The sequence below is a fragment of the Nocardia sp. NPDC058658 genome (assembly GCF_042716665.1).
Taxonomy (GTDB): domain Bacteria; phylum Actinomycetota; class Actinomycetes; order Mycobacteriales; family Mycobacteriaceae; genus Nocardia.
This window is the reverse complement of record NZ_JBHXRR010000020.1, coordinates 55271-78819: the sequence shown is the minus strand read 5'-3', so window position 1 is coordinate 78819 and position 23549 is coordinate 55271. Positions and strand designations below refer to the sequence as shown.

Below are 23549 nucleotides of genomic sequence, written 5' to 3'. Positions count from 1 at the left end.
TCGACATGACCGAACAGGACAACACCCTCACCTCGAACTTCGACTTCCAGGACTTCCAGCAGGGCGTGATCGCGGAGTTCCGCGCCAACGCCGGACGGGTCGGCGGCATGTTCGCCGACTCGACGCTCGTGCTGCTCACCACCACCGGCGCCCGAACCGGGCTTCGCCGAACCACCCCGCTCGGTCGGGTGGAGGTGGATGGCAACGTGGTGGTGGTCGCTTCCGCGAACGGAGCGCCGATACATCCGGCCTGGTTTCACAACATTCGGAAGAACCCTATGGTGACCGTCGAACTCGGTCCCGAGACCTTCGACGCGATCGCGGCAATCCCCGGTGGGGCAGAGCGGGACCAACTGTTCGAAAAAGTCGTGGCACAAGAGCCCGGCTACGGGGTCTATCAGGCCCAGACGACCCGGGTCATCCCGGTCGTGATCCTGCACCGGGTGAACCCCGCAGACGGCGTGGATCGCGTCCGTGGCCTCGGCGACTTCATCGTCGAGAGCCACGACTGGCTACGCCGCGAACTGCGCGATCTGCTCGATCAGGTCACGAGAACGGTCGAGGACGGCGCGGAGCTCGGCGTTGTCGCCGCCCCGAAACCCGATCTCGCGCACCAGCTGCGAACCCACTGCCTCGACTTCTGCGGCGCTCTGAAACAGCATCATCGTGGCGAGAGCATGGGTGCCTTTCCGATGCTGGCGCAGCGCTTTCCCGGTTTGCGCCCGGTACTGGAGAAGCTCGGTGAGGAGCACAAGACGGTGGCAGCGCTGCAGGAGCGAATCGAGCTCGCTGTTCAGGAATATCGCCCCGGCGAGAGCGACCCCCGCGCATTGCTGGCGGAGCTGACCGATCTCGCCGGCCAACTCGAATCGCACTTCGCCTTCGAGGAGCAGTCGATCGTCACGGCGCTGAACGCGCTCGGCCCGGCACCGGACCACATCGAATAGCGCATTTCCGGCCGCCGATCGGCCGCTCCCACAGCGAACGGGCCGGCGGGTGTAAGGCCCGACGGCAGAATTCTGCTCGCGAATTCTCCCCGGCCCGTTGGCCCGGCCCGAGCCGGGCGAACGGGCCATCGCCGCTGGTAGCGGCATGTTCGGCCGCCATTGATCGCATCGAGGGGCGAAGGCGTGAGCGCCGTCACGCACATGACGAATCCCCGTCTAGTGCTGGCCGGTTGCGGCGCACTGGACGATTCAATGGAATAGTTGGTGCCGCACGCACAGGACCAAAGCGAAAGCGGGGATGTTGGTGACTTCGACGGAAGGTGTGAGCGGGCCGAAGCTGGCGAAAGACGCCGGTACGGCTGCGCCGAGCACCCTGGAGCGTGACGTCCAGACTCTCGAGAAGGCGATCTACGAGGTCAAGCGGGTTATCGTCGGTCAGGATCGGCTCGTCGAGCGTCTGCTCGTCGCCGTGCTGGCACGTGGACACGTGCTTCTCGAAGGTGTGCCGGGCGTCGCGAAGACTCTTGCGGTGGAAACCTTCGCCAAGGTCATCGGCGGTTCGTTCTCCCGGGTGCAGTTCACCCCGGACCTCGTGCCCACCGACCTCATCGGTACCCGCATCTACCGGCAGGGCCGCGAGGAATTCGACACCGAGCTCGGCCCGGTTGTCGCGAACTTCGTGCTCGCCGACGAGATCAACCGCGCACCCGCCAAGGTGCAGTCGGCACTGCTCGAGGTGATGGCCGAGCGCAAGCTGTCGATCGGCGGCAAGACCTACCCGATGCCCGATCCGTTCCTGGTCATGGCGACCCAGAACCCGATCGAGAGCGAAGGCGTGTACCCGCTGCCCGAGGCGCAGCGCGACCGCTTCCTGTTCAAGGTCGTCGTGGACTACCCCTCGGTCGAGGAAGAGCGCGAGATCATCTACCGGATGGGTGTGAGCGCGCCCGAGCCGAACCAGATTCTCGACCCCGAGGACATCATCCGCCTGCAGAAGGTGGCCGCCAACGTCTTCGTGCACCACGCGCTCGTCGACTACGTGGTCCGCGTGATCAGTGCGACCCGTACGCCCGCCGAGTTCGGCATGGACGATGTGGCGAGCTGGATCTCCTACGGTGCCTCGCCCCGCGCGAGCCTTGGCATCATCGCCGCCGCCCGCTCGGTCGCGCTGATCCGTGGGCGCGACTACGTGGTGCCGCAGGATGTCGTCGAGGTGATCCCGGACGTGCTGCGCCACCGTCTGGTGCTGTCGTACGACGCACTGGCGGACGAGGTTTCGCCCGAGGACGTCATCAAGCGCGTGCTGCAGACCGTCGGTCTGCCGCAGGTCGCCCCGCAGGCCAACGGTCAGGCTGCCCCGCAGCAGCCGCCGGTGCCCCAGCCGCCCCAGCAACAGCCTGTGCCGCAGCCGGTGAACGGGCAGCAGTCCCAGCCCGCCGGCTCCGTCGCACCCCAGTGAGTGCGCCGGAACCCGTTGTCCGCGTGCCCATGTCGTCACACGCTCCGCCGTCGTTTCGTGCCGGTGAACTGACCGACCCGAAACTGTCGGCCGCGCTCAAGACCCTCGAGTTGACCGTGCGGCGCCGCCTCGACGGCGTGCTGCACGGCGACCACCAGGGCCTGATCCCCGGTCCGGGTTCGGAGCCGGGGGAGGCGCGGCTGTACCAGCCGGGTGACGATGTGCGACAGATGGATTGGTCGGTCACCGCCCGCACCACCCATCCGCACGTGCGGCAGATGATCGCCGACCGCGAGCTCGAGACCTGGCTCGTCGTCGACCTGTCGTCGAGCCTGGACTTCGGCACGGGCCGGGTGCACAAGCGCGATCTCGCGATCGCGGCGGCTGCGGCCATCACCCACCTCACCTCCGGTGGCGGCAACCGCATCGGCGCCGTCGTGGCGACCGGTCAGGATCTGGTGCGCATCCCCGCCCGCAGCGGTCGCATGCACGCCCAGACCCTGCTACGTGGCATCGCGACCACCCCACACGCCCGCGACGGGGTGCGCGGTGATCTCAAGGCCGGGATCGAATCGCTGCGTCGTCCGCAACGCAAACGCGGCCTGGCCGTGGTGATCAGTGACTTCCTCGGTGACGTCGACTGGCAGCGTTCGTTGCGCGCGATCTCCGCCCGCCACGACCTCCTCGCGGTCGAGGTGCTCGACCCACTCGACATCGCGCTGCCCGACGGCGGCGACGTGGTGCTCCACGATCCCGAATCGGGCCGCACCCGCGAGTTCAGCGTCACCCCCACGCTGCGCGCCGACTTCGCGGCCGCGGCCGGAGCCCAACGCGAACAGGTGGCCCAGGCGCTGCGCAGCTGCGGCGCGCCGGTCCTCACCCTGCAGACCGACCGGGACTGGATCGCCGACGTGGTCCGCTTCGTGTCCACCCGGCGCCACAGCCTCGGCGCCCCGAGCGGACGGGTGCCGCGCCAGTGAGTATTTCGCATTTCACGGCCGTCGCCTGGCTGGGTTTCCTCGCGGTCGTCGCCCTGCTCGTGCTCGGCTACGTGCTGGTGCAGCGCGCCCGGCACAAGCGGATGCTGCAGTTCGGCAACATGGCCATCCTCGAACGCGTTGCCCCCTCGCGACCGAGCCCGATGCGCCACGCGCCGATCGCGCTGATCCTCGTCGGCCTCGTGCTGCTGACCATCGCCGCCGCGGGCCCGACCGCCGTGCAGAAGGTGCCGCGTAACCGCGCGACTGTTGTTCTGGTGATGGACGTTTCGCTGTCGATGGAAGCCACCGACGTGGAGCCCGACCGGTTGCAGGTCGCGCAGAAGGCCGGTAAGGAATTCGTCGACGGTCTGACACCGGGCATCAACCTCGGTTTCGTGACGTTCGCAGGCACGGCCTCGGTGATGGTGTCGCCGACCACCAACCGCGAGGCGGTGAAGCACTCGATCGACAACATCAAGCTTGCCGAGCGCACCGCTACCGGCGAGGGCATCCTCACGGCGCTGCAGTCGATCGACACCCTGGCCGCCGTGCTCGGTGGCGCCGAAACCCCGCCGCCCGCGCGCGTGGTGCTGATGTCGGACGGCAAGCAGACCGTGCCCGACGACAAGGACGTCGACAACCCACGCCACGGCTTCACCGCCGCGCGCCTGGCCAAGAACAAGGGCATCCCGGTCTCGACGATCTCCTTCGGCACCGAATGGGGCACCGTCGAGATCCCGGATTCCGACGGCAACGGTTCCCAGCGAGTGAAGGTGCCGGTCGACAACGACTCGCTGCGCGAGATCGCCGAACTGTCCGGCGGCGACTTCTACACCGCCTCCTCGCTGGCCGAACTCACCGCGGTCTACGACACCCTCGAGGAACAGATCGGCTACGAGACCACCCGTGGCGACGCGAGCAGGCCGTGGTTGCTGGCCGGCATGCTGGCCATCGCGGCCGGTGTCGTGGTCAGTTTGCTCTATCGTCAACGCCTGCCCTAGCTCGCACCGCCCCCGCGTTGTGAGGTCTCGCAACGGCGCGACCCTGACGCGGGGCGCACGAATCGGAACAGATAGGTTGGACCCTATGTCGAACGTCACATCCCGGTCGGTCCTGGTCACCGGCGGTAATCGCGGTATCGGTCTCGCCGTCGCGCAGCGTCTGCAGGCCGACGGCCACAAGGTCGCCGTCACCCATCGTGGATCGGGGGTGCCCGAGGGTCTGTTCGGTGTGAAATGCGATGTCACCGACAGTGATTCGGTCGATCGTGCGTTCTCCGAGGTCGAAGAGCACCAGGGTTCGGTCGAGGTGCTGGTCGCCAATGCGGGCATCACCGATGACACGCTGCTGATGCGCATGACCGAAGAGCAGTTCACCAACGTCATCGACGCCAACCTGACCGGTGCCTTCCGCTGTGCCAAGCGGGCCAACCGCGCCATGCTCAAGGGCCGCTGGGGTCGCCTGATCTTCCTCGGTTCCGTGGTCGGCCTGAGCGGTCAGGCCGGTCAGATCAATTACGCCTCCTCGAAGGCGGGCGTCATCGGTATGGCCCGCTCGATCAGCCGCGAGCTTGGTTCGCGCTCGATCACCGCCAACGTGGTCGCGCCCGGTTTCATCGAGACCGATATGACCAAAGACCTGCCCGATGACCTCAAGGACATGGCGAAGAAGTTCATTCCGCTGCAGCGTCTCGGCCAGCCGGAAGACATCGCCGCCGTGGTCAGCTTCCTCGCTTCCGAGGACTCCCGCTACGTCACCGGCGCCGTCATCCCGGTCGACGGCGGCATGGGCATGGGTCACTGATCCGCAATGGCACGACCGTCCCACGTCGACGGCTGTTCTTGCATGGGTCACTGACCCGCTGACACTCCCGCGGCGGGCGATCAGCCCCGCCGCACCCCCGACTCGCAGGAGAACCGAAAACCCATGGGCGGACTGCTCGAAGGCAAGACCATCCTGATCACCGGCATCATCACCGATTCCTCGATCGCGTTCAGCGCGGCGGCGGTCGCGCAGGAGCAGGGCGCGAAGGTGATCATCACCGGCATTCCCGAGCGGCTGCGCCTGATCGACCGCATCGCCAAGCGCCTGCCGCAGGAAGTGCCCCCGGCCATCCCGCTGGACGTCACCAACGAGGAGAACCTGGGCGCCCTGGCCGATGCCCTGCGTGAGCTGGCGCCCGAAGGCGTCGACGGCGTACTGCACTCGATCGCCTTCGCGCCCAAGACCCTGATGGGTCCGGACGCGGTGCCGTTCCTCGAGGGCCCCGGCCCCGATGTGGCCAAGTCCTTCGAGATCTCCGCCTGGAGCTACGCCTCGCTGGCGCGCGCGGTGCTGCCGGTGATGAACGAGGGCGGCTCGATCGTGGGCATGGACTTCGATCCGCGCGTGGCGATGCCGTACTACAACTGGATGGGCGTGTCCAAGGCCGCGCTCGAGTCGGTGAACCGGTACGTGGCCCGGGAAGTGGGTGCCGCCAAGAAGATCCGCTCGAACCTGATCGCCGCCGGTCCGGTGAAGACCCTCGCCGCCAAGGCCATCGCCGGTACCGCCACCGACGATGCCCGCCAGCTGCGTCAGCTCGACGAGTACTGGGACGGCGCGTCGCCGATCGGCTGGGACGGCGCCGACGCGCGCGCGGTCGGCAAGTCGATCGTGGCGTTGCTCTCGGACTGGCTGCCCGCCACCACCGGCTCGATCATCTACGTCGACGGCGGCGCCAGCCACAACATGTGGTTCCCGGAGAACTTCACCTCGAACTGATGCCGGACGCCCTGCTGCTGCTGTCCTTCGGTGGCCCCGAAGGCCCCGAGGACGTGATTCCGTTTCTGGAAAACGTCACTCGGGGCCGCGGGGTACCGGCCGAACGGCTCGCCGAGGTCGCGCAGCACTACCTGCATTTCGGCGGGGTCTCGCCGATCAACGCGCTGAATCAGCAGATCATCGCCGCGCTCGAAGCCGACCTCGCCGCTGCCGGACTGGATCTGCCGGTCTATTTCGGCAACCGCAACTGGCACCCCATGGTCGAAGACACCGTCGCGCGGATGACCGCCGACGGCGTGCGCTCGGCCCTGGTCTTCCCCACCTCGGCGTGGGGTGGTTACTCCGGTTGTCGCCAATACGACGAGGACATCACCCGTGCCCGCGCCGCGGTCGGTGAGGATGCCCCCGAACTGGTGAAACTGCGCCAGTACTTCGATCACCCGCTGCTGATCGAATCCTTCGCCGACGCGATCACCGCTGCGGTGCAACAGATTCCGGCCGATCGCCGCGCCGGGGTGCGGCTGGTCTTCACCGCGCATTCCATTCCGATCTCCGCCGATATCGCCGCGGGACCACCCGCCGACGGCGGTCGCCTCTACAGTCGGCAGGTCGCCGAAGCGGCCCGATTGTGCGCTGCCGCAACCGGATTCGCCGACTACGACGTGGTGTGGCAGTCGCGGTCGGGGCCGCCGCAGGTGCCGTGGCTCGAACCCGACATAGTCGACCACCTGGATGTGTTGCACGGCAAGGGCATCGACGCCGTGGTGGTGTGCCCGGTCGGTTTCGTCTCCGACCATCTGGAAGTGATCTGGGATCTCGACAACGAAGCCTCGACCCGTGCCGCCGAACTCGGCATGGCCTTCGCCCGCGCGGGCACTCCCGGCGCCGACCCACGGTTCTCCCGGATGATCGTCGAACTGATCGCCGAGCGGGTGAGCGGCGGGCCGGTGCGCGAACTCGGTGAAGTCCCCGGCTACGGCTGCACCGTCGACGGCGCCCTGTGCGCTCCCGGCTGCTGCGAACTACCCGCGCGCCCGGTCCGGCGCTGAACACAACCGGATAACCATTCACCGGTACTACCCGGTTCGCGGGGTAGCCTTTTCGCAGTTGTGCTCGACTGATCGGAGGTTTTCCGATGATCTCGATATCGCCGCACCGCGCGACAGGGCTTGCCCTGGTACTGACCGCCGCCGCGCTCGGCCTGACCGGCTGTGGCAAGGAGGGCTACCAAACCGAGCCGGTTCCGCCGCCCCCGACCACGATCTCAGCCGAAGCGGCGGGCAGACTGTGCGGCATTCTCGACGGGCAGAAGGGGACGTGGAAATCGCTGGGTCCGCAGGTCGCGCAGGTGGCGTTCACCGGCGTGATGAACCTGTGGACGATCGACGACACCGTCGCGGGTGCCGCCGTCGCCTACAACCGCGACCTCGTCGACACCGCGACGACGCGCGCTTGCCCACAGGTCCGCAGCGCCGTCCTGAAAACGCTCGGCGTCCCGGAGTTCAGGGCCGCGCTCGGCGGATTCTGAAGCGGCACAACGAGTCCGGTCTAGCCGTCGCGGCGGGCGGCGGCGTGGACCGCGACGAGCCGGGCTTCGCGGATCGTGTTCCACAGCGGGCGCAGCAGGGACTCGTGCGCGCCGATCGCGGTGGCCGAGGTGGGCGAGGACGCCGGTTCGTGTTGCGCGACAGTGAGAATCGCGGCGACATGATCGGCGGTATCGAGAATTCGTTTGGCCCGCAACGGGATCGAGTCCGGGTAAGCGTGGCGCGAATAGGCCGCCAGCTGCGCCTCGATCTGCTCGCGCGGGTCGTCGTCGCCGTTGCCGATCGAGGTGGTGTGCAGTTGCATCAGCGCGTCGGCGGCGTCGCGCACCGATTCGCGCATGGTGTACTCGGCCTCACCGAGCGACATGTCGTGACCGGCGATCCGGGGCAGGTCGACGCCGTAGACCGTCCACTGCAAGGTGTCGTCGTCGTCCCACTGGGGGATCAGGCCGGTGCCGGGTTCGCCGGGAACGCCGAGCAGCAGCCCTTCCTCGGCGTCGATCGCGTCGGCCGCGAAAGCCGTGCCGACGGGTAGCCCGCGCACGTCACCCGGCGCGGGCAGGACCAGGCGCAACTGCGCACCGGCCGGGGCCATCGCCTCGCGGATCACCTTGAGCAGTGGCATGGCGCCGTTGCCCGCGTCGCCGCGCGAGGTCCACGGCAGATCCGTGCGGCCTCCGGTCACCGGGTCGCCCGCCGCGATGGTGTGGCGCGGTGCCCAGGCGTGCAGTGCCTCCAGCACGTCGTCGGGCGCGCTGGTACCGGCCAGCCAGGAGCCGGCCCACAGCGTCAGCGTGGCACTGGGAGAGCACATAATCATCGAGCATAAAGGTTTGCCGGGTATCGCGTGCGCGCACTGAGCGGCCCGCCTGACCTGGGTGTGCGTTCAGTCCGGTTCGGTGACGAAGTCGATGAGCCGTTCGACGGCGCCGATGAGCGGTGGTTCCAGATCCCGGAACGAGTCGACCGCATCGTAGACGCGGCGCCAGCCCTGCTGCGGTGTTCCCCAGCCCAGTCGCGCGCAGATTCCGGTCTTCCAATCCTCGCCGCGGGGCACCGTCGGCCAGGCGTCGATCCCGACCGCGGCGGGGCGAACGGCCTGCCAGACGTCGATGTAGGGGTGCCCCGTGACCAGCACGTGCGGGCCGAGTCCGGTGGTCAGGTGCGACTCCTTCGAGCCGGTCACCAGGTGGTCGACCAGCACCCCCACCCGCGCGCCGGGGCCCGGTTCGAATTCGGTGAGCCGGGCGCCGAGATTGTCCAGGCCCTCCAGATGTTCGACGACCACGCCCTCCACCCGCAGATCGTGCCCCCACACCCGCTCGACCAAGGCCGCGTCGTGCACGCCTTCCACCCAGATCCGGCTCGTCCGCGCCACACGTGCGCGCAGGCCCTCGACGCGGGTGGAGCCCGACGCCGACCGTGCGGGCTGCTTGGCGGTGGTCGGCGCGGGCTTGGTCAGCGTGACCGGTTTCCCGTCGATCAGGAACGCGGCCTCGCGCATCGCGAACAGCCGCACCGCACCGCGCGCGTCCTCGAGCTTCACGAACTCGCCATCGTAGCTGCGATCGAAACCGACCACGGCACCGCAGAATCCGCTCGCCGCGTCCTCGACCACCAGGTCGCGTTCGGCGCTCACTGTCGGCACCGGCTTCTTCTTGGTCCGATCGTGTCCGGAATAGATGTCGCCGTAGCTGTCTCGTGCACTCACGCCCCCGAAACTACCGCGCCCGGAACCCGCTGCGCCGCACCGGCGCACCGGACGAACTGATCACGCGAGCCCGCCCGCAAACCGGTCATCGAGGCTAGGCTGGCGGTGTGGCCGCAATAGTCTGGCTGATCGCGGGCATCGTTCTCGCGGCGGCGGAAATGCTCACCGGGGATCTCATGCTGCTCACGCTGGGCGTGGCGGCACTCGGCACGGCGGGCGTGAGCGCCGCGACCGATCTGCCGATCTGGGGCGATGCGTTGGTGTTCGCCGCGATGGCCGGTGTGCTGTTCCTCGGGGTGCGCCCGGTGTTGCGCCGCAAGTTCGGTTCGCCGCCGCCGACGCCGACGAATGCCGATGCGCTGCCGGGCAAGTCGGCGCTGGTGCTCGAGCAGGTCGCGGAGTATTCGGGTCAGGTGAAGCTCGGGGGTGAAGTCTGGACGGCGCGGCCGCTCGACCCGAGTGAAGTGTACGAAGCCGGTGTGACTGTCTATGTGATGAAGATCGACGGTGCTACTGCCGTCGTCTGGAAGGGTCCCTAGAACATGGTTGCCTTGATCGTGGCCGCCGTCCTCGTCCTGTTGGTCGTGGTGGTGGTCTTCAAATCGATCGCGCTCGTCCCACAGGCCGAGGCGGCGGTGATCGAACGGCTCGGGCGGTATTCGCGCACCGTGTCCGGTCAGCTGACGTTCCTCGTCCCGTTTGCCGACCGCGTCCGCGCGAAGGTGGACCTGCGTGAACGGGTCGTGTCGTTCCCGCCGCAGCCGGTGATCACCCAGGACAACCTCACCCTGCAGATCGACTCGGTGGTGTATTTCCAGGTCACCAGCCCGCAGGCCGCCGTCTACGAGATCAGCAACTACATCGCCGCGGTCGAGCAGCTCACCGTCACCACCCTGCGCAATGTCGTCGGTGGCATGACCCTGGAAGAGACGCTGACCTCGCGCGATCAGATCAACAACCAGCTGCGCGGGGTCCTCGACGAGGCCACCGGCCGCTGGGGCCTTCGCGTGGCCCGGGTGGAGCTCAAGTCCATCGATCCGCCGCCGTCGATCCAGGAATCGATGGAGAAGCAGATGAAGGCCGATCGCGAGAAGCGCGCGACGATCCTCACCGCCGAAGGCAACCGCGAAGCCCAGATCAAGACCGCCGAGGGCGCCAAGCAGGCGGCGATCCTGACCGCCGAGGGCGGCAAGCAGTCCTCGATCCTGTCGGCCGAGGGTGAACGCCAGAGCCGCATCCTGCGCGCCCAGGGTGAACGCGCCGCCTCCTACCTGCAGGCACAGGGTCAGGCGAAGGCGATCGAGAAGGTCTTCGCCGCCATCAAGAACGGCAAGCCGACCCCGGAACTGCTTGCCTACCAATACATGCAGACGCTGCCGATGGTCGCCAAGGGCGACGCGAACAAGGTGTGGTTGGTGCCGTCCGACTTCGGCAAGGCCCTCGAAGGCTTCGCCCAGAACTTCGCGTCCAAGGGCGAGGACGGCGTGTTCCGCTACGAGCCGTCCAACGACGAAGCGCCGGTGCAGATCGCCGACGATTCCGACGTCGAAGACTGGTTCGAAACGGCGTCGGACCCCAAGATCGCCGAAGCCGTCCGCGCCGCCGAAGCCACCGCCCGCACCCCGGTCGAAGGTTTCGACACCCCCGTCCCACGCCCGAAAACCTCAGTGGCCAAGGGCAACAACCCGGAGCTCCCCACCCCACCGACAAACCTGGACGCGGAGCAGCGCCCGAACGACCCCTACGGCCGCCCCTGGCAGCCACCCCAACACGGCTGACCCCACCCAAGTGAATGGCCTCGATGCGCATCGGGGCCGTTTTCTCTTGTCCGCCAACCGTTTCGACGTCAGCACATCGAGGTGGATGGAGCCGGAACAGAAGGGGGTGAGTCAGTGGGGGAGGGGGAGGAGTTCTACGAGGGTGCCTCGGCCGGTGCCAGGGGGGAGGATTGCCAAAGCTTGGCAGCCGATCAGGCCGGCCAGATGGGGGGTGTGGGCGGGGCCGGTGCTGCGCCAGACGCCGCCGGGGTGTTGTTGGACGCCGACGATGCGGGTGGCTTCGCCTTCCATGACGCCCGCGTCGGAGAGGCGACCCCACATCGTGGGGCCGGGGGTGCGCTGGGTGAGGGCGTCGACGATGGCGGGGCCGACGGCCAACAGGGCTGCGACGGCGGCGAACGGGTTGCCGGGCAGGCCAAGGAGGACGCGGCCGTCGGGGAGTTGGGCGACGACGGTGGAGCCGCCAGGGCGGATCGCTATGCGTTCGATGATGATGCGGGCGCCGAGGTCGGCGAGCAGGGTGCGGAGGTGGTCGGCGGCGCCGCGGCCGGTGGCACCGACCATGACGACCAGGTCGGCATGGGATTTCAGGGTGAGCCAGGAGCGCACGAGGTCTTTACTGTCGGCGAGATGCCACAGGCCGGTGCTCTCGATGTCGCACGAGCGCAAGAACTCCGGCATGACGGGGCCGAGGGAGTCGCGGGTTTCGCCGGGGTTGAGTGGGCCGACGGCGCGGATCTCGTCGCCGGTCATCACCACATCAGCGCGCAAAGGTCCACGCACAGTGACTGTTTCGGACTCCGCGCTCAGTGCCGCCGAAGCCAAGGCTGCTGAGACGCGCACGCCCGCTCGGGCCAATTCTGTTCCGCTGCTCCAGTGTTCGCCTTGGCGGCGGGTGTCATCGCGGACCGGTGCACCGGGCGCGCGCATCACCACCGGTTTGCCCGAGACGGTCGTGGTCACGATGTGTTCGTCGCGCAGGGTCGCAGTGGTGCCCAACGGAGTCGCGGCGCCGGTCGCGATTCGCACCGCCTCACCGGGCGCGAGCACTACCGAGCAGCCGCGTCCGGCGTAACTGACCTGCTGGTGCAGACGCCACCACGGCCCGGGGCCCGCGACCGCATATCCGTCCATGGCGGCACTGTCCACGCGCGGCAGGGGAGTGCCCGCGGCAAGGGCGACCGCGAGGGTGGCCCCCACGGCCTCGGCGACAGGTCGCTCACGCACCGCGATCGGCTCGAGCTCCGCCGCTATTCGCGCACGCACCACACTCAGCCCACACTGCACCGCCGGCACTACGCCCACCCGTGCGCTCGTCACCACGTCTCGCCTTCTGCAGGAATCGTCACCGACACTGCGACTCATGGTGCGCACCACCGATTGCCTGCGATTTTCCCAGCAGTTGCCTCGCGATGACGTTGTGCTCACGGAAGAGCGGGTCCGGCGGTGCGAACTCGGGCGTCACGCGCCGGCAGGAGTTCCCCGCTGTCAACCGTCAGACGGCGGAGACCGTCGGATTCGAGGCCTGCTGCGGCGCGAAGTGCGGACCGCGATTCGGCGAGCCGGATTCGCGCTGGTTCGCCGCTGGTGTTCGGCTCAGGCTTCGGCGAGCGAATGCGCGAGTTCGGCGGCGCGGTCCGCGATGGCGCTGCCGAGTTCGGCAGTGGTGGCTGTGCCGCCCAGATCCGGTGTGCGGACCGTGCCAGCGGCGAGGACATCGCAGACCGCCCGGTCGACGGCGGCGGCCGCGGCATGTTCGCCGAGGTGGGCCAGCAGCATGGCACCCGCCAGAATCTGCGCGACCGGGTTCGCGATGCCCAGACCGGCGATGTCGGGGGCGCTGCCGTGCACGGCCTCGAACATCGACGGTGCGTCGGCTGCGGGGTTGATATTGCCAGAGGGGGCGAGGCCGAGGCCGCCCGTGACGGCGGCGGCGAGGTCGGAGAGGATGTCGCCGAACAGGTTCGAGCCGACGATCACGTCGAGGCGGTCGGGGTGCAGCACGATTTCGGCGGCCAGCGCGTCGACGTGCATCTGACGGATCTCCACCCCTGGATACTCGGAGGCGATCCGCTCGAAGATGCTGTCCCAGTACGGCATCGAGTGAATCAGCCCGTTGGACTTCGTGGCCGAGCAGAGCTTGCCCGACCGTTCGGTGGCGCGGTCGAAGGCGTAGCGGATGATCCGTTCGCAGCCCGTTCGGGTGAACACCGATTCCTGCAGCACGAATTCGTCCGGCCTACCGGGATTGTGCATGCCGCCGATCTCGGAGTACTCACCCTCGGAGTTCTCGCGCACGATGAGAATGTCGAGGTCCTCGGCCGTGCGGTCGCGCAGCGCCGATTCCGTGCCGGGCAGCAGTCGCACCGGTCGGAGATTCACGTATTGACTGAAGGCCCGGCGCAGCGGAATCAGCAAGCCCCACAGCGAAATATGGTCGGGCACACCGGGGAATCCGACAGCGCCCAACAGGATCGCGTCGAACTCCGCGAGCCGCGCTGGTTCGTCGGCGGGCATCATCGCGCCGGTCCGCAGATAGTTCTCACACGACCAGTCGAACTCGGTCCAGCTGATTCCCGGCAGGACCCGGTCGAGCACCTTCACCGCCTCGACGGTCACGTCGACGCCGATTCCGTCGCCCGGAATGGTCGCGATCCGGTATGTGCGCACGCTGTCTCCCTATACCTTGACGCCGATGTATTTGGTCTCGAGGAATTCGTCGATCCCGGTGAACCCGCCCTCGCGCCCGAGTCCCGATTCCTTCACCCCGCCGAACGGCGCGGCTGGATTGGACACGACGCCCTGATTCAGGCCCACCATCCCCGTGTCCAGGGCTTCGCAGACGCGCAGTCCACGCCGCAGGTTTTCGGTGAACACATAGGCGACCAGTCCGTACGGGGTGTCGTTGGCGCGGGTGATCGCCTCCTGCTCGGTGTCGAAGGTGCCGATCGCGGCGACCGGGCCGAAGATCTCGGTGTGGCACAGCTCGGCGTCGTCGGGGACGCCGGTGAGCACGGTGGCCGGGTAGAACGTGCCGGGTCCGTCGATCGCTGTCCCACCGAGCAGCACCTCGGCGCCGCGTGCGCGTGCGTCGGCCACGAGATGCTCGACCTTGGCGACCGCGTCGGCGTCGATGAGCGGCCCGACGACAACACCCGCCTCGGTGCCACGCCCCATCGGCAGCGCCGCCATCCGCGCGGCCAGTCGTTCAGCGAACTCCCCAGCGATGCCGCGCTGCACCAGGATTCGGTTCGCGGCCGTGCACGCCTGGCCGATATTGCGCATCTTGGCCGCCAGTGCGCCCTCGACTGCTTCGTCGAGGTCGGCATCGTCGAATACGAGCAGCGGCGCGTTGCCGCCGAGCTCCATGGAGGTGCGCATGACGGTGCGGGCGCACTGTTCCAAGAGCAGTTTCCCGATGGCGGTGGAACCGGTGAAGGAGAGCTTGCGCGAACGCGGATCGGCGATGAGCGGTGCCATCAGCGCGCCGGGGTCGGCGGTGGTGACCACATTGACGGCGCCCGCGGGCACCCCGGCATCGGCCAGAATCGCGGCGAGGGCCAGCATCGAAAGTGGTGTCTGTTCAGCGGGTTTCACGACGCACGTACATCCGGCGGCCAGCGCGGGCGCGATCTTGCGGGCGCCCATCGCCATCGGGAAGTTCCACGGCGTGATGAGCAGGCTCGGTCCCACCGGCTGCTTCGTCACGAGGAACCGGGAACCGCCGGTCGGCGCGGGCATGTACCCGCCGTCGAGCCGGACGGCTTCCTCGGCGAACCAGCGGAAGAACTCTGCGGCATAAGCGATTTCGCCGCGCGCTTCCGTCAGCGGCTTGCCCATTTCGAGGGTCATGATCAGGGCGAGGCGTTCGGTGTCGGCGAGGAGTGCGTGGTGCGCGCGCATCAGGATGTCGCTGCGGGTGCGGGCCGGGGTGTTCGCCCAGTCCGCCTGGGCCTCGGCGGCGGCAGTGAGGGCATCGAGTCCGTCTGCCGCCGTCGCATCCGCCACCGCGCACAGTTCCGCGCCGGTCGCGGGATCGAGGACGGGCAGCGTGGCGGGGGAGTCACGCCATCGGCCGCCGATGAACAGCCCCTTCGGGACGCTGTCGATCGCGGCGGACTCGTCGGCGCTCAGGTTGTCGAGCAACTGTGCGCTGCTCCCGGACTCGTTCATGCGGTGCCCTGCCTCCCGACGCGGTGGATCAACCATTGCTGTGAACCCTCCCGTCATGTTATGCATATTGTCAACAATCCGACAATAGACAATCTGGGGAGTCGTTGATGACCGAGCTGTCTCCCGTCCTGAAGCAGGCCACGCCCGTTCACGTCGACCACGGCGCAGGCTGCTACCTCTACGACACCGACGGTCGCCGCTACCTGGATTTCACCGCCGGGATCGGCGTCACCAGCACCGGACACTGCCATCCCACCGTGGTCGCGGCCGCGCAAGCCCAGGTCGGCAAGCTGATCCACGGGCAGTACACGACGGTGCTGCACCGGCCGCTGTTGGAACTCACCGAGCGCCTCGGCACGGTCCTGCCCGAAGGACTGGATGCGCTGTTCTTCGCCAATTCCGGCAGCGAGGCGGTCGAGGCGGCGCTTCGCCTGGTCCGGCAAGCCACCGGTCGCCCGAACGTGGTCGTCTTCCACGGCGGTTTCCACGGCCGTACCGTCGCCGCGGCGACCATGACCACCTCGGGAACCCGGTTTTCGGCCGGGTTCAGCCCGCTGATGTCGGGTGTGCACGTGGCCCCGTTCCCGACCGCCTTCCGCTACGGCTGGAGCGAGGAGGAAGCCACCGACTTCGCACTGCGCGAGCTCGACTATCTGCTTGCCACCCTCACCTCGCCCGCGGAAACCGCCGCGTTCATAGTCGAACCGGTCCTCGGCGAAGGCGGCTACATCCCCGGCAACACCCGGTTCTTCCAGGGCCTGCGCGAGCGCGCCGACCGACACGGCATCCTGCTGGTCTTCGACGAGATCCAAACCGGGTTCGGCCGAACCGGAAAGTTCTTCGGCCACCAGCACTTCGACGTGCGCCCCGACGTGATCACCATCGCCAAGGGCCTGGCCAGTGGGTTCCCGCTGTCCGGCATCGCGGCATCGCGGGAGCTGATGGCGAAGGCCTGGCCAGGGTCCCAAGGTGGCACGTACGGCGGTAATGCGGTCGCGTGTGCCGCGGCTATCGCGACCCTCGAGGTGATCGAGGCCGAGGGGCTCGTCGACAATGCCGCGGTCCGTGGGGCGCAGTTGCTCGCCGGTGTCGAAGAGCTCGCTACGAAGGCGATCGGGGACGTTCGCGGCCTCGGTCTGCTCGTCGGCGCCGAATTCACCACGGCGACAGGCGAACCCGACACCGCGACCGCAACGGCGGCCCAGAAGTCCGCCGTCGACAAGGGACTGTTGCTGCTCACCTGCGGCGCGCACATGAACGTGGTGCGCATGATCCCGCCGCTGATCGTCACCGACACCCAGGTCGACGACGCCCTGGCGATCTGGTCGGAAGTCCTCACCGAGCTGTAGTGCTCCGTGCTAGCCCCGCCCGAGGTTCCGGCGGGGCGCGCACGGCGCCGGACCCGGGCACGGCGGGCTGTGTGGGCGATCCCCCGCTCATGCAGCCGCCGATCCCACCCACGCTGTTCGCACCGCCACCAGTTCGCACCGCGCAGGAAGCAGGAACATGGCCCGTTACATGAGCATCACTCTCACCAAAGCAGGCGTCACCTGCCGCGCCCGCCTCCTCGATGACGAAGCACCGCTGACGTGTGCCGCCGTCTGGGATGCGCTCCCGCAAGAGGGCGACGCCTTTCACGCCAAGTACGCCCGCAACGAGGTCTACACCCTGGTGCCGCGCATCATCGCGGCACCCCATCGCGAAAACCCCACCGTCACACCGATTCCCGGCGACGTCTGTCTCTTCGACTTCGAACCGTGGGAGATCGGCAACCCCGCCTACGGCTACGAACCCGGCTCGGCCGCCCATCACGCCCAGGGCGCCACCGACCTGGCCCTGTTCTACGGCCGTAACAACCTGCTGATCAACGGCGACCTCGGCTGGGTCCCCGGCAGTGTCTTCGCCACCATCGAGGACGGCCTCGCGGACTTGGCGGCTGCGTGCAACGGCCTGTGGTTGCGCGGCGTGGAAGGCGAGACCCTGTCGTTCGCCCGCGCCTGAGCCCGGCATTTTCACGCACTTCGACCGCCGCCGGTCAGTTTTCTGACTGAACGGCGGCGAAGTGCGTGAAAATGCCGGTGAATTCAGGCGCTGAGCACGGACTCCGCGTGCCGGGCGACCGCGAGAACAAGATCGTCGGAGTGCCGCGGTCCGACGATCTGCATCCCCACCGGCATCCCGGCGCGCGTCGTGCCGACCGGAATGCTGATGGCGGGCTGCTGAGTCATGTTGAACGGGTAGGTGAACGGGGTCCAGTCGGGCCAACCGTTGAGTCCGCTGCCGGGCGGCACATCGTGTCCGGCCTCGAAGGCGGTGATCGGCATGGTCGGGGTGATCAGGACGTCGTAGGCCGTGTGGAAGTTGCCCATCGTGATGCCGACCTCGGCGGCGACGTGGCGGGCGTCGAGATAGTCGATGGCACTGACGGTTTCCCCGCGCGCCCACACCTGCGCCAACCCGGGATCGACCTTGTCGCGGGACCCGGCGGGGAACTTCGAGAGCATGGTCGCCGCGCCGGCGGCCCACAGCGTCTCGAAAGCCGCACGCGGATCAGCGAATCCGGGATCCACCGCGTCGATGGTCAGCTCGGCCTCGGCCAACCGCGCGACCGCGCTCTCGACGATCGCGGCGACCTCGGGGTCGACCCGCGCGTACCCGAGCGTGGCCGAATAGCCGACCGACAACCCGCGCACGTCCCGCTGCATCTGACTGCGGAAGGTCGTGAAAGTGGGCGCCAGCGCGGTCGGATCCCGCGGATCGGGCAGCGACAGAATGTCCATCAGCAGCGCCGCGTCCTCGACGGTCCGCGTCATCGGCCCGGCGTGGGCGAGGGGTCCGAACGGGCTGGCCGGGTAGAGCGGAATGCGCCCGTGCGTCGGTTTGAACCCGACGATCCCGCAGAACGACGCCGGAATCCGGATGCTGCCACCACCGTCGGTGCCCACCGACACCGGCGTCATCGCCCCCGCCACCGCCGCCGCACTACCCCCCGAGGAACCGCCCGCCGTCGTGGCGGGGTCGACAGGATTACGGGTGATGCCGGTCAGCGGGCTGTCGGTCACGCCCTTCCATGCGATCTCCGGCGTGGTCGTCTTGCCGACGAACACCATCCCGTCCTCGCGCAGCCGCGCCGCCACCGGACTGTCCACCAACCACGGTCCGCCCGCGTCGACACAGGTGGAACCACGCAACGTCGGCCACCCTTCCGTCAGGAAGATGTCCTTGATGGAAATCGGCACACCGTCGAGTAGTCCGCGCGGATTACCCGACTGCCAGCGCGCCTCGGAATCCTTGGCCTGCACCAGTGCACGATCCGGGTCGACCAGACAGAAGGCGTTGATCGCGCCGTCACGGGTGGCGATCGCGTCCAGGCAGGCCTGGGTGGCCTCGACGGGGGAGAGCAGGCCGGCCGCGTAGGCCGAAACCAGCTGCACCGCCGTCATCGCGGTGGGGACGGTGGGGAGGTCGGGCTGCGTCATGGCGGGCTCCTTCAGCCGGGCACGTACCCGAGCGTCTTGTCGACAACGTTGTCCAGGGGGAGACCGGCTGCCCACCTGTCGAAGTTGTCGGTGAATGCGCGGACGATCTCGGTGCGCCAGCCGTGGAAATCGCCCGAATTGTGGGGCGTGAGCACCACATTCGGCAGATCCCAGAGCGGGTGACCGGCTGGCAGCGGTTCCGGGTCGACCACGTCCAGTGCGGCCCCGGCGATCGAACCTCCTGCCAGCGCGGCGACGAGATCGTCGGTAACCACTAGTTCCCCGCGCCCGACATTGACAAACCTGGCGTGGGGTTTCATCGCGGCGAAAGCGGTCGCGTCGAACATGTGCCGGGTCTGCGCGGTGAGCGGCGCGATCGCGATCACGTAGTCGGCGCCGGGCAGTTCGGCGTGTAGGTCATCGCTGACGGTGTCGAAATCCGGGTCGCTGGTGCGCGCCCGGCGTCCGACTCCGCGCACGGTCATCCCCGCGGCGCGCAACAAGCGGGCGATCGTCCGGCCGATGGAGCCGGTGCCCACGATCAGCGCCGTCGCGCCCGCCACCCGTTCGGATTCACGATGTTTCCACTCGTGCCGCTGCTGCAACCGGATCGAACCCGGCAGGTCCTTGGCGAACGAGATGATATGTCCGAGAACATATTCGGCGATCGCGGAATCGAAAACATTGCGGGTGTTGGTGACGACCACATCGGAGGCGCGCAGTTCCGGGAACATCACCGCGTCGACGCCGACGCCGCCCATGTGCAGCCACCGCAAGCGGTCCGCGCTGGGCCACGCGCCCGGTACCGCGCGGGATTGGAAGTCGTAGACGAACAGCACATCGGCGCCGCGGAGCGCAGTAGCGAGCCCGTCGGCCTCGGTATAGCGCACTTCGGCGCGCTGGGCCACGGGGGCCATGAGGTCGGATTCGGGCACACTGTCACGATGTAGGACGGTGACAATCGGCCCGTGCTCCACAATTTCACCGCCCACATTGACACCGTAAGTTCAGATCGTATGATTGTCAACAATCCGATCGTGTTCGGAGGTCTGCCCGGCTGAGCGCGAGAGGGGCCGCAGTGGAGTTCAGCTTCCCGGACATCGATGGGCCGGTAGCCCAACGAGGCATCGGCGTGATCGCGCCGTTCGACCTCGCCCTCGAACGGGAACTGTGGCGGTGGGCGCCCCTCGAGGTGAGCCTGCACCTGGCCCGCACCCCCTACGAACCCGTGCCGGTCTCCCTGGCCATGGCCGAACTCGTCTCCAACCCCTTGCACCTGACCGCCGCCACGCACGACGTGCTGCACGTGGAGCCGGAAGTCGTTGCCTACCTGTGTACTTCGGGCAGTTTCATCAACGGACTCGCCTACGAACGATCCCTGCGGGAAACGATCTGCCTGGCCGGTGCGCCCGACGCGGTCACCACCTCCGGCGCCCTGGTGGAGGCGATCAAACACCTCAACATCACCCGCGTGTCGGTGATCACCCCCTACGACGAGATCCTCACCGGCAAACTGCACGACTTCCTCGACGAGGCCGGCTGCGCCACGATCAAATCCGATCACCTCGGGCTCGGCGGTGGCATCTGGAAGGTCAACTACCGCACCATCGCCGAACGGATCCTCGGCGCCGACGACCCGCGCTCGGAAGCGATCTTCGTCAGTTGCACGAACCTGCCGACCTACGACGTGATCGAGCCACTCGAACAGGCGCTCGGTAAACCGGTTCTGACCGCCAACCAATTGACCATGTGGGCATGCCTGGGGCGAATGAAGCTGCCCATGATGGGTCCAGGAAAGTGGTTGGTCAATGTCTTCTGACCGAATGAGGACGCGACATTCTGTCCAGGAAAGTGGTTGGTCAATGTCTTCTGACCGAATTGGGGACGCGACATTCTGTCCAGGAAAGTGGTTGGTCAATGTCTTCTGACCGAATGAGGACGCGACATTCTGTCCAGGAAAGTGGTTGGTCAATGTCTTCTGACCGAGTTCGGACTGCCCAGAAAAGCGGCCCGTCGATGTCTCATGAACGGAGCGAGATGCATACGCCGACAATCGGATTCATCTACCCCGACCATGCCGCCGAGGACGACTACCCCCGCGCCGCGGCCCTGCTCGACGCAGCCTTGCCGGTGGCTCACATCTACGGCACCGACCTGCACGCGGTCGCCGAACTGCTCGACCTGGGCAGCCCGGAGAAGCTGAACCACGGTGCGTCGCTGCTGGCGCCCGAAAAGCCCGACGTCGTTGTCTGGGCGTGCACCTCGGGCAGTTTCGTCTACGGCCCGGAAGGCGCTCGCGGCCAGGTCGACAGCCTGGCCGAAGCGGCAGGCGTCCCCGCGTCGAGCACGAGCTTCGCCTTCGTCGAAGCAGCCCGCGCGCTCGGCGTACAGCGCGTAGCCGTCGTCGCGAGCTACCCCCAAGATGTCGCGCGGCTGTTCGTCGATTTCCTCGCCGACGCGGGCATCGACGTGGTGTCGATGTCGAGCGCGGGCATCGACACCGCCGCCGAGGTCGGCACCCTCACCCCCGACCAGGTCCTGACCCTGGCCGTCACCAACGACCACGCCGACGCCCAGGCGCTGCTCATCCCCGACACCGCCATGCATACTCTCGAGGTGCTCCCGAAACTCGAAGCCGCGCTCGGCAAGCCGGTGCTCACGGCGAACCAGGTCACCATCTGGGAAGGTCTGCGCTTGGCCGGGCACACCCCGGTCGTGCCCGAACTCGGTGCACTGTTCGCGGAAGGGGGTACTCATGTCGATCATTGATTTCGAGCCGGTCAACCAGCAATCCACCGCCGAGATGATCGCCGACCGATTACGCGAGGCGATCATGCGCGGCGCCCTGGCCCCCGGCGCTCAACTCGGTGAAGCCGACCTGGCGACCAGTTTCGGCGTCTCCCGGGGCCCCGTCCGCGAGGCCATGCAACGCCTCGTCCAGGAGGGCCTGCTCTTCAGCATCCGCAACCGCGGCATCTTCGTCATCGAACTCACCACCGACGACGTCGTCGACATCTACCGCGCCCGCGCCGCCCTCGAAGGCGGCGCCCTCGACCTCATCCTCGACGACCGCCGCGAAATCGCCTACGCAGCACTGCAACCCAGCGTCACCGCCATGCAGCTCGCCGCCGAAGCCGGTGACGCCCCCGGTGTCTCCGACGCCGATCAAGCCTTCCACGAAGCCCTCGTTACCGCCACCGACAGCCCCCGCCTCGTCCGCGCCGCCCGCACCCTCCTCATCGAAACCCGCATGTGCCTCGGGGCGTTGCAGACCACCTACCCCGACCTGCGCGAACAAGCCCGCGAACACGTCGAACTCCACGAAGCGATCGGCACCGGCTCCCCCGAACACGCCCGCACCCTCCTCGTGGAACACATGGACGACGCGGTCCGCCGACTACGCGACCGCTAGGCGTACCTCCGCACCGGTTCCGGCCGCTGCGTCTGACGTTCGCTGCGCGTGTGGGGCGGTCGGGGTACCTCCGCATCCGTTCGGGCCGGCGCGTCGCTAGCTGCACGACTGTGCGGATCGGTGTACACCGGAATCGTTCCGGCCGCGCGGGTCTGCGCTGATCGGATCAGGTGTGCGGGGGCAGAATGGACCCGGTACGGTCCCCCGACTCACAGCAGGAGCACTCGTGGACAGCGAACAGCGGGCACGCGCACAGGCTTTCGTCGATCTGCACCGCTCCGGTTGCTTCTTGCTGCCCAACGCCTGGGATGCGGGTAGCGCGCGGATTCTCGAGTCGGTGGGATTTCCGGCGATCGCCACCACCAGTGCGGGTGTCGCGTTCTCCTTCGGCCGTCCCGATCATGATTTCTTCGCCGAGCACGGCGAGCTGGGGCGGGTCGATCGGCCGACGATGATGCGTCGGATCAGCGAGATCGCCAGTGCGGTGCGGGTGCCGGTCAGCGCCGATCTCGAGGAGGGGTACGGGCCCGATTCCCAGGATGTGGCGACCACGATCTCCCTCGCGATCGACGCCGGTGCGGCGGGCGGCAATATCGAGGACTTCACCGGTGATCGCACGACCCCGCTGTTCGATGAGGTGCACGCGGTGGACCGGGTTCGGGCGGCGCGCGCGGCGGTGGCCGCGAGTGGTGAACCGTTCGTGCTCGTCGGACGCACCGACGCGCTGCTCGTGGACGCGGGTCTCGACGAGGCGATTCGCCGCGCCAACTCCTATCTCGCCGCGGGCGCCGACTGCGCCTTCGTCCCCGGGGCCGCCGACGCCACCACCATCGCCACCCTGGTCGACGCGCTCGACGGACCACTCAACGTCGTGATGGGACTGACCGGCGGCGCCCTGTCGATGGCCGAACTCGCCGACCTCGGCGTCCGCCGGGTCACTGTCGGCGGCAGCATCGCGCGCCTGCTCTACCGCCACCTCCTCGACACGGCCACCGAGCTCGCCGAACACGGCACCTTCACCTACGGCGACACGCAACTCTCCCAATCGGCCCTCAACGCCCATTTCGCCGACCGCACCTGACGGGCGGATGCACGGTTTGTCCGCATTTCCGCACGGCCGAGCCTGGTGATCAATTGATCAGGAGAAGGGACGCGCACCCCGAAGGTCCAGGAGCATGCCGAGATACCTGGTCATCACCGCGCACCGCACGAAAGATTTCCTCGCTGACGGCATCGTTGCCTCCCCGAATCGCTGATGCAGACAACAGCAACTGGCCCAGACGGTTGTGTCGTATCACGA

General features: G+C 67.9%; 23 protein-coding genes. 16 read left to right on the top strand and 7 right to left on the bottom strand.

Translation table 11 applies throughout. The features are described 5' to 3' along the window. Positions 1–5: 5 nt before the first annotated feature. The 8 genes from ACFWUP_RS23935 (at position 6) to ACFWUP_RS23900 (ending at position 7677) form a co-directional block, all read left to right on the top strand. On the top strand, positions 6–947 hold the full coding sequence (locus tag ACFWUP_RS23935; RefSeq protein ID WP_379237832.1) for a nitroreductase/quinone reductase family protein: 942 nt from the start codon (positions 6–8) through the stop codon (positions 945–947). Between the two features lie 298 nt (positions 948–1245). Next, entirely contained in the window at positions 1246–2406 is a 1161-nt protein-coding gene (locus tag ACFWUP_RS23930) for an AAA family ATPase (protein WP_379237830.1), read from the top strand. A gap of 29 nt (positions 2407–2435) precedes the next feature. Further along, positions 2436–3386 (top strand): DUF58 domain-containing protein, encoded by a 951-nt coding sequence (locus ACFWUP_RS23925; RefSeq protein WP_379237828.1) that lies wholly within the window; start codon positions 2436–2438, stop codon positions 3384–3386. Continuing rightward, entirely contained in the window at positions 3383–4387 is a 1005-nt protein-coding gene (locus ACFWUP_RS23920; RefSeq protein WP_379237826.1) for a VWA domain-containing protein, read from the top strand. The genes ACFWUP_RS23925 and ACFWUP_RS23920 overlap by 4 nt, the downstream gene beginning before the upstream one ends. An 85-nt stretch (positions 4388–4472) precedes the next feature. Beyond that, positions 4473–5189, top strand: a complete 717-nt coding sequence (gene fabG1, locus ACFWUP_RS23915; protein ID WP_379237824.1) for a 3-oxoacyl-ACP reductase FabG1 — start codon at positions 4473–4475, stop codon at positions 5187–5189. A 123-nt stretch (positions 5190–5312) separates the two neighbouring features. Beyond that, positions 5313–6149, top strand: a complete 837-nt coding sequence (inhA, locus tag ACFWUP_RS23910; RefSeq protein WP_379237822.1) for an NADH-dependent enoyl-ACP reductase InhA — start codon at positions 5313–5315, stop codon at positions 6147–6149. Next, entirely contained in the window at positions 6149–7198 is a 1050-nt protein-coding gene (locus tag ACFWUP_RS23905) for a ferrochelatase (protein WP_379237820.1), read from the top strand. Before inhA ends, ACFWUP_RS23905 begins: the two co-directional genes overlap by 1 nt. An 86-nt stretch (positions 7199–7284) precedes the next feature. Further along, a complete protein-coding gene (locus ACFWUP_RS23900; RefSeq protein WP_379237818.1) occupies positions 7285–7677 on the top strand; it encodes a hypothetical protein in 393 nt (130 codons plus the stop codon). Between the two features lie 20 nt (positions 7678–7697). On the opposite strand, the gene ACFWUP_RS23895 is transcribed toward ACFWUP_RS23900, so the two are convergent. Further along, positions 7698–8510: a hypothetical protein gene (locus tag ACFWUP_RS23895; RefSeq protein WP_379237816.1), complete on the bottom strand. Its 813-nt coding sequence runs from the start codon at positions 8508–8510 to the stop codon at positions 7698–7700. A gap of 72 nt (positions 8511–8582) precedes the next feature. Continuing rightward, positions 8583–9407 (bottom strand): DUF3097 domain-containing protein, encoded by an 825-nt coding sequence (locus tag ACFWUP_RS23890; RefSeq protein WP_379237814.1) that lies wholly within the window; start codon positions 9405–9407, stop codon positions 8583–8585. A 107-nt stretch (positions 9408–9514) separates the two neighbouring features. Here ACFWUP_RS23890 and ACFWUP_RS23885 point away from each other — a divergent pair, with 107 nt between their 5' ends. Continuing rightward, complete coding sequence (locus tag ACFWUP_RS23885) at positions 9515–9946, top strand: NfeD family protein (RefSeq protein WP_379237812.1); 432 nt, start codon at positions 9515–9517, stop codon at positions 9944–9946. A 3-nt stretch (positions 9947–9949) separates the two neighbouring features. Then, complete coding sequence (locus tag ACFWUP_RS23880; RefSeq protein ID WP_379237810.1) at positions 9950–11185, top strand: SPFH domain-containing protein; 1236 nt, start codon at positions 9950–9952, stop codon at positions 11183–11185. A gap of 111 nt (positions 11186–11296) precedes the next feature. Here ACFWUP_RS23880 and ACFWUP_RS23875 read toward each other — a convergent pair whose 3' ends face one another. The 3 genes from ACFWUP_RS23875 to ACFWUP_RS23865 all read right to left on the bottom strand — a co-directional run bounded on the left by ACFWUP_RS23875 (position 11297) and on the right by ACFWUP_RS23865 (position 15358). Beyond that, a complete protein-coding gene (locus ACFWUP_RS23875; RefSeq protein WP_379237808.1) occupies positions 11297–12505 on the bottom strand; it encodes a molybdopterin-binding protein in 1209 nt (402 codons plus the stop codon). 276 nt (positions 12506–12781) lie between these two features. Beyond that, positions 12782–13855: a tartrate dehydrogenase gene (locus tag ACFWUP_RS23870; RefSeq protein WP_379237806.1), complete on the bottom strand. Its 1074-nt coding sequence runs from the start codon at positions 13853–13855 to the stop codon at positions 12782–12784. 9 nt (positions 13856–13864) lie between these two features. After that, positions 13865–15358 carry an NAD-dependent succinate-semialdehyde dehydrogenase gene (locus ACFWUP_RS23865; protein WP_379237804.1) on the bottom strand — a complete coding sequence of 498 codons (1494 nt, stop codon included), beginning with the start codon at positions 15356–15358 and terminating at the stop codon, positions 13865–13867. Positions 15359–15465: 107 nt separating this feature from the next. Between ACFWUP_RS23865 and ACFWUP_RS23860 the strand changes: the two genes are divergently transcribed. Both ACFWUP_RS23860 and ACFWUP_RS23855 read left to right on the top strand, forming a co-directional pair. Beyond that, positions 15466–16707, top strand: a complete 1242-nt coding sequence (locus ACFWUP_RS23860; RefSeq protein WP_379237802.1) for an aspartate aminotransferase family protein — start codon at positions 15466–15468, stop codon at positions 16705–16707. 157 nt (positions 16708–16864) lie between these two features. Then, positions 16865–17359: a DUF3830 family protein gene (locus tag ACFWUP_RS23855; RefSeq protein WP_379237800.1), complete on the top strand. Its 495-nt coding sequence runs from the start codon at positions 16865–16867 to the stop codon at positions 17357–17359. Between the two features lie 83 nt (positions 17360–17442). On the opposite strand, the gene ACFWUP_RS23850 is transcribed toward ACFWUP_RS23855, so the two are convergent. Together ACFWUP_RS23850 and ACFWUP_RS23845 are read right to left on the bottom strand one after the other, a co-directional pair. Continuing rightward, a complete protein-coding gene (locus ACFWUP_RS23850; RefSeq protein ID WP_379237798.1) occupies positions 17443–18837 on the bottom strand; it encodes an amidase in 1395 nt (464 codons plus the stop codon). A gap of 11 nt (positions 18838–18848) precedes the next feature. Beyond that, on the bottom strand, positions 18849–19814 hold the full coding sequence (locus tag ACFWUP_RS23845; RefSeq protein ID WP_379237920.1) for a D-2-hydroxyacid dehydrogenase: 966 nt from the start codon (positions 19812–19814) through the stop codon (positions 18849–18851). Positions 19815–19915: 101 nt separating this feature from the next. On the opposite strand from ACFWUP_RS23845, the gene ACFWUP_RS23840 reads away from it, so the two are divergent. The 4 genes from ACFWUP_RS23840 to ACFWUP_RS23825 all read left to right on the top strand — a co-directional run bounded on the left by ACFWUP_RS23840 (position 19916) and on the right by ACFWUP_RS23825 (position 23330). Continuing rightward, positions 19916–20656: an Asp/Glu/hydantoin racemase gene (locus ACFWUP_RS23840; protein WP_379237797.1), complete on the top strand. Its 741-nt coding sequence runs from the start codon at positions 19916–19918 to the stop codon at positions 20654–20656. 218 nt (positions 20657–20874) lie between these two features. Then, on the top strand, positions 20875–21606 hold the full coding sequence (locus tag ACFWUP_RS23835; RefSeq protein WP_379237796.1) for a maleate cis-trans isomerase: 732 nt from the start codon (positions 20875–20877) through the stop codon (positions 21604–21606). Continuing rightward, on the top strand, positions 21593–22249 hold the full coding sequence (locus ACFWUP_RS23830) for a GntR family transcriptional regulator (RefSeq protein ID WP_379237795.1): 657 nt from the start codon (positions 21593–21595) through the stop codon (positions 22247–22249). The genes ACFWUP_RS23835 and ACFWUP_RS23830 overlap by 14 nt, the downstream gene beginning before the upstream one ends. 226 nt (positions 22250–22475) lie before the next feature. Beyond that, a complete protein-coding gene (locus ACFWUP_RS23825) occupies positions 22476–23330 on the top strand; it encodes an isocitrate lyase/phosphoenolpyruvate mutase family protein (protein WP_379237793.1) in 855 nt (284 codons plus the stop codon). Positions 23331–23549 lie beyond the last annotated feature (219 nt).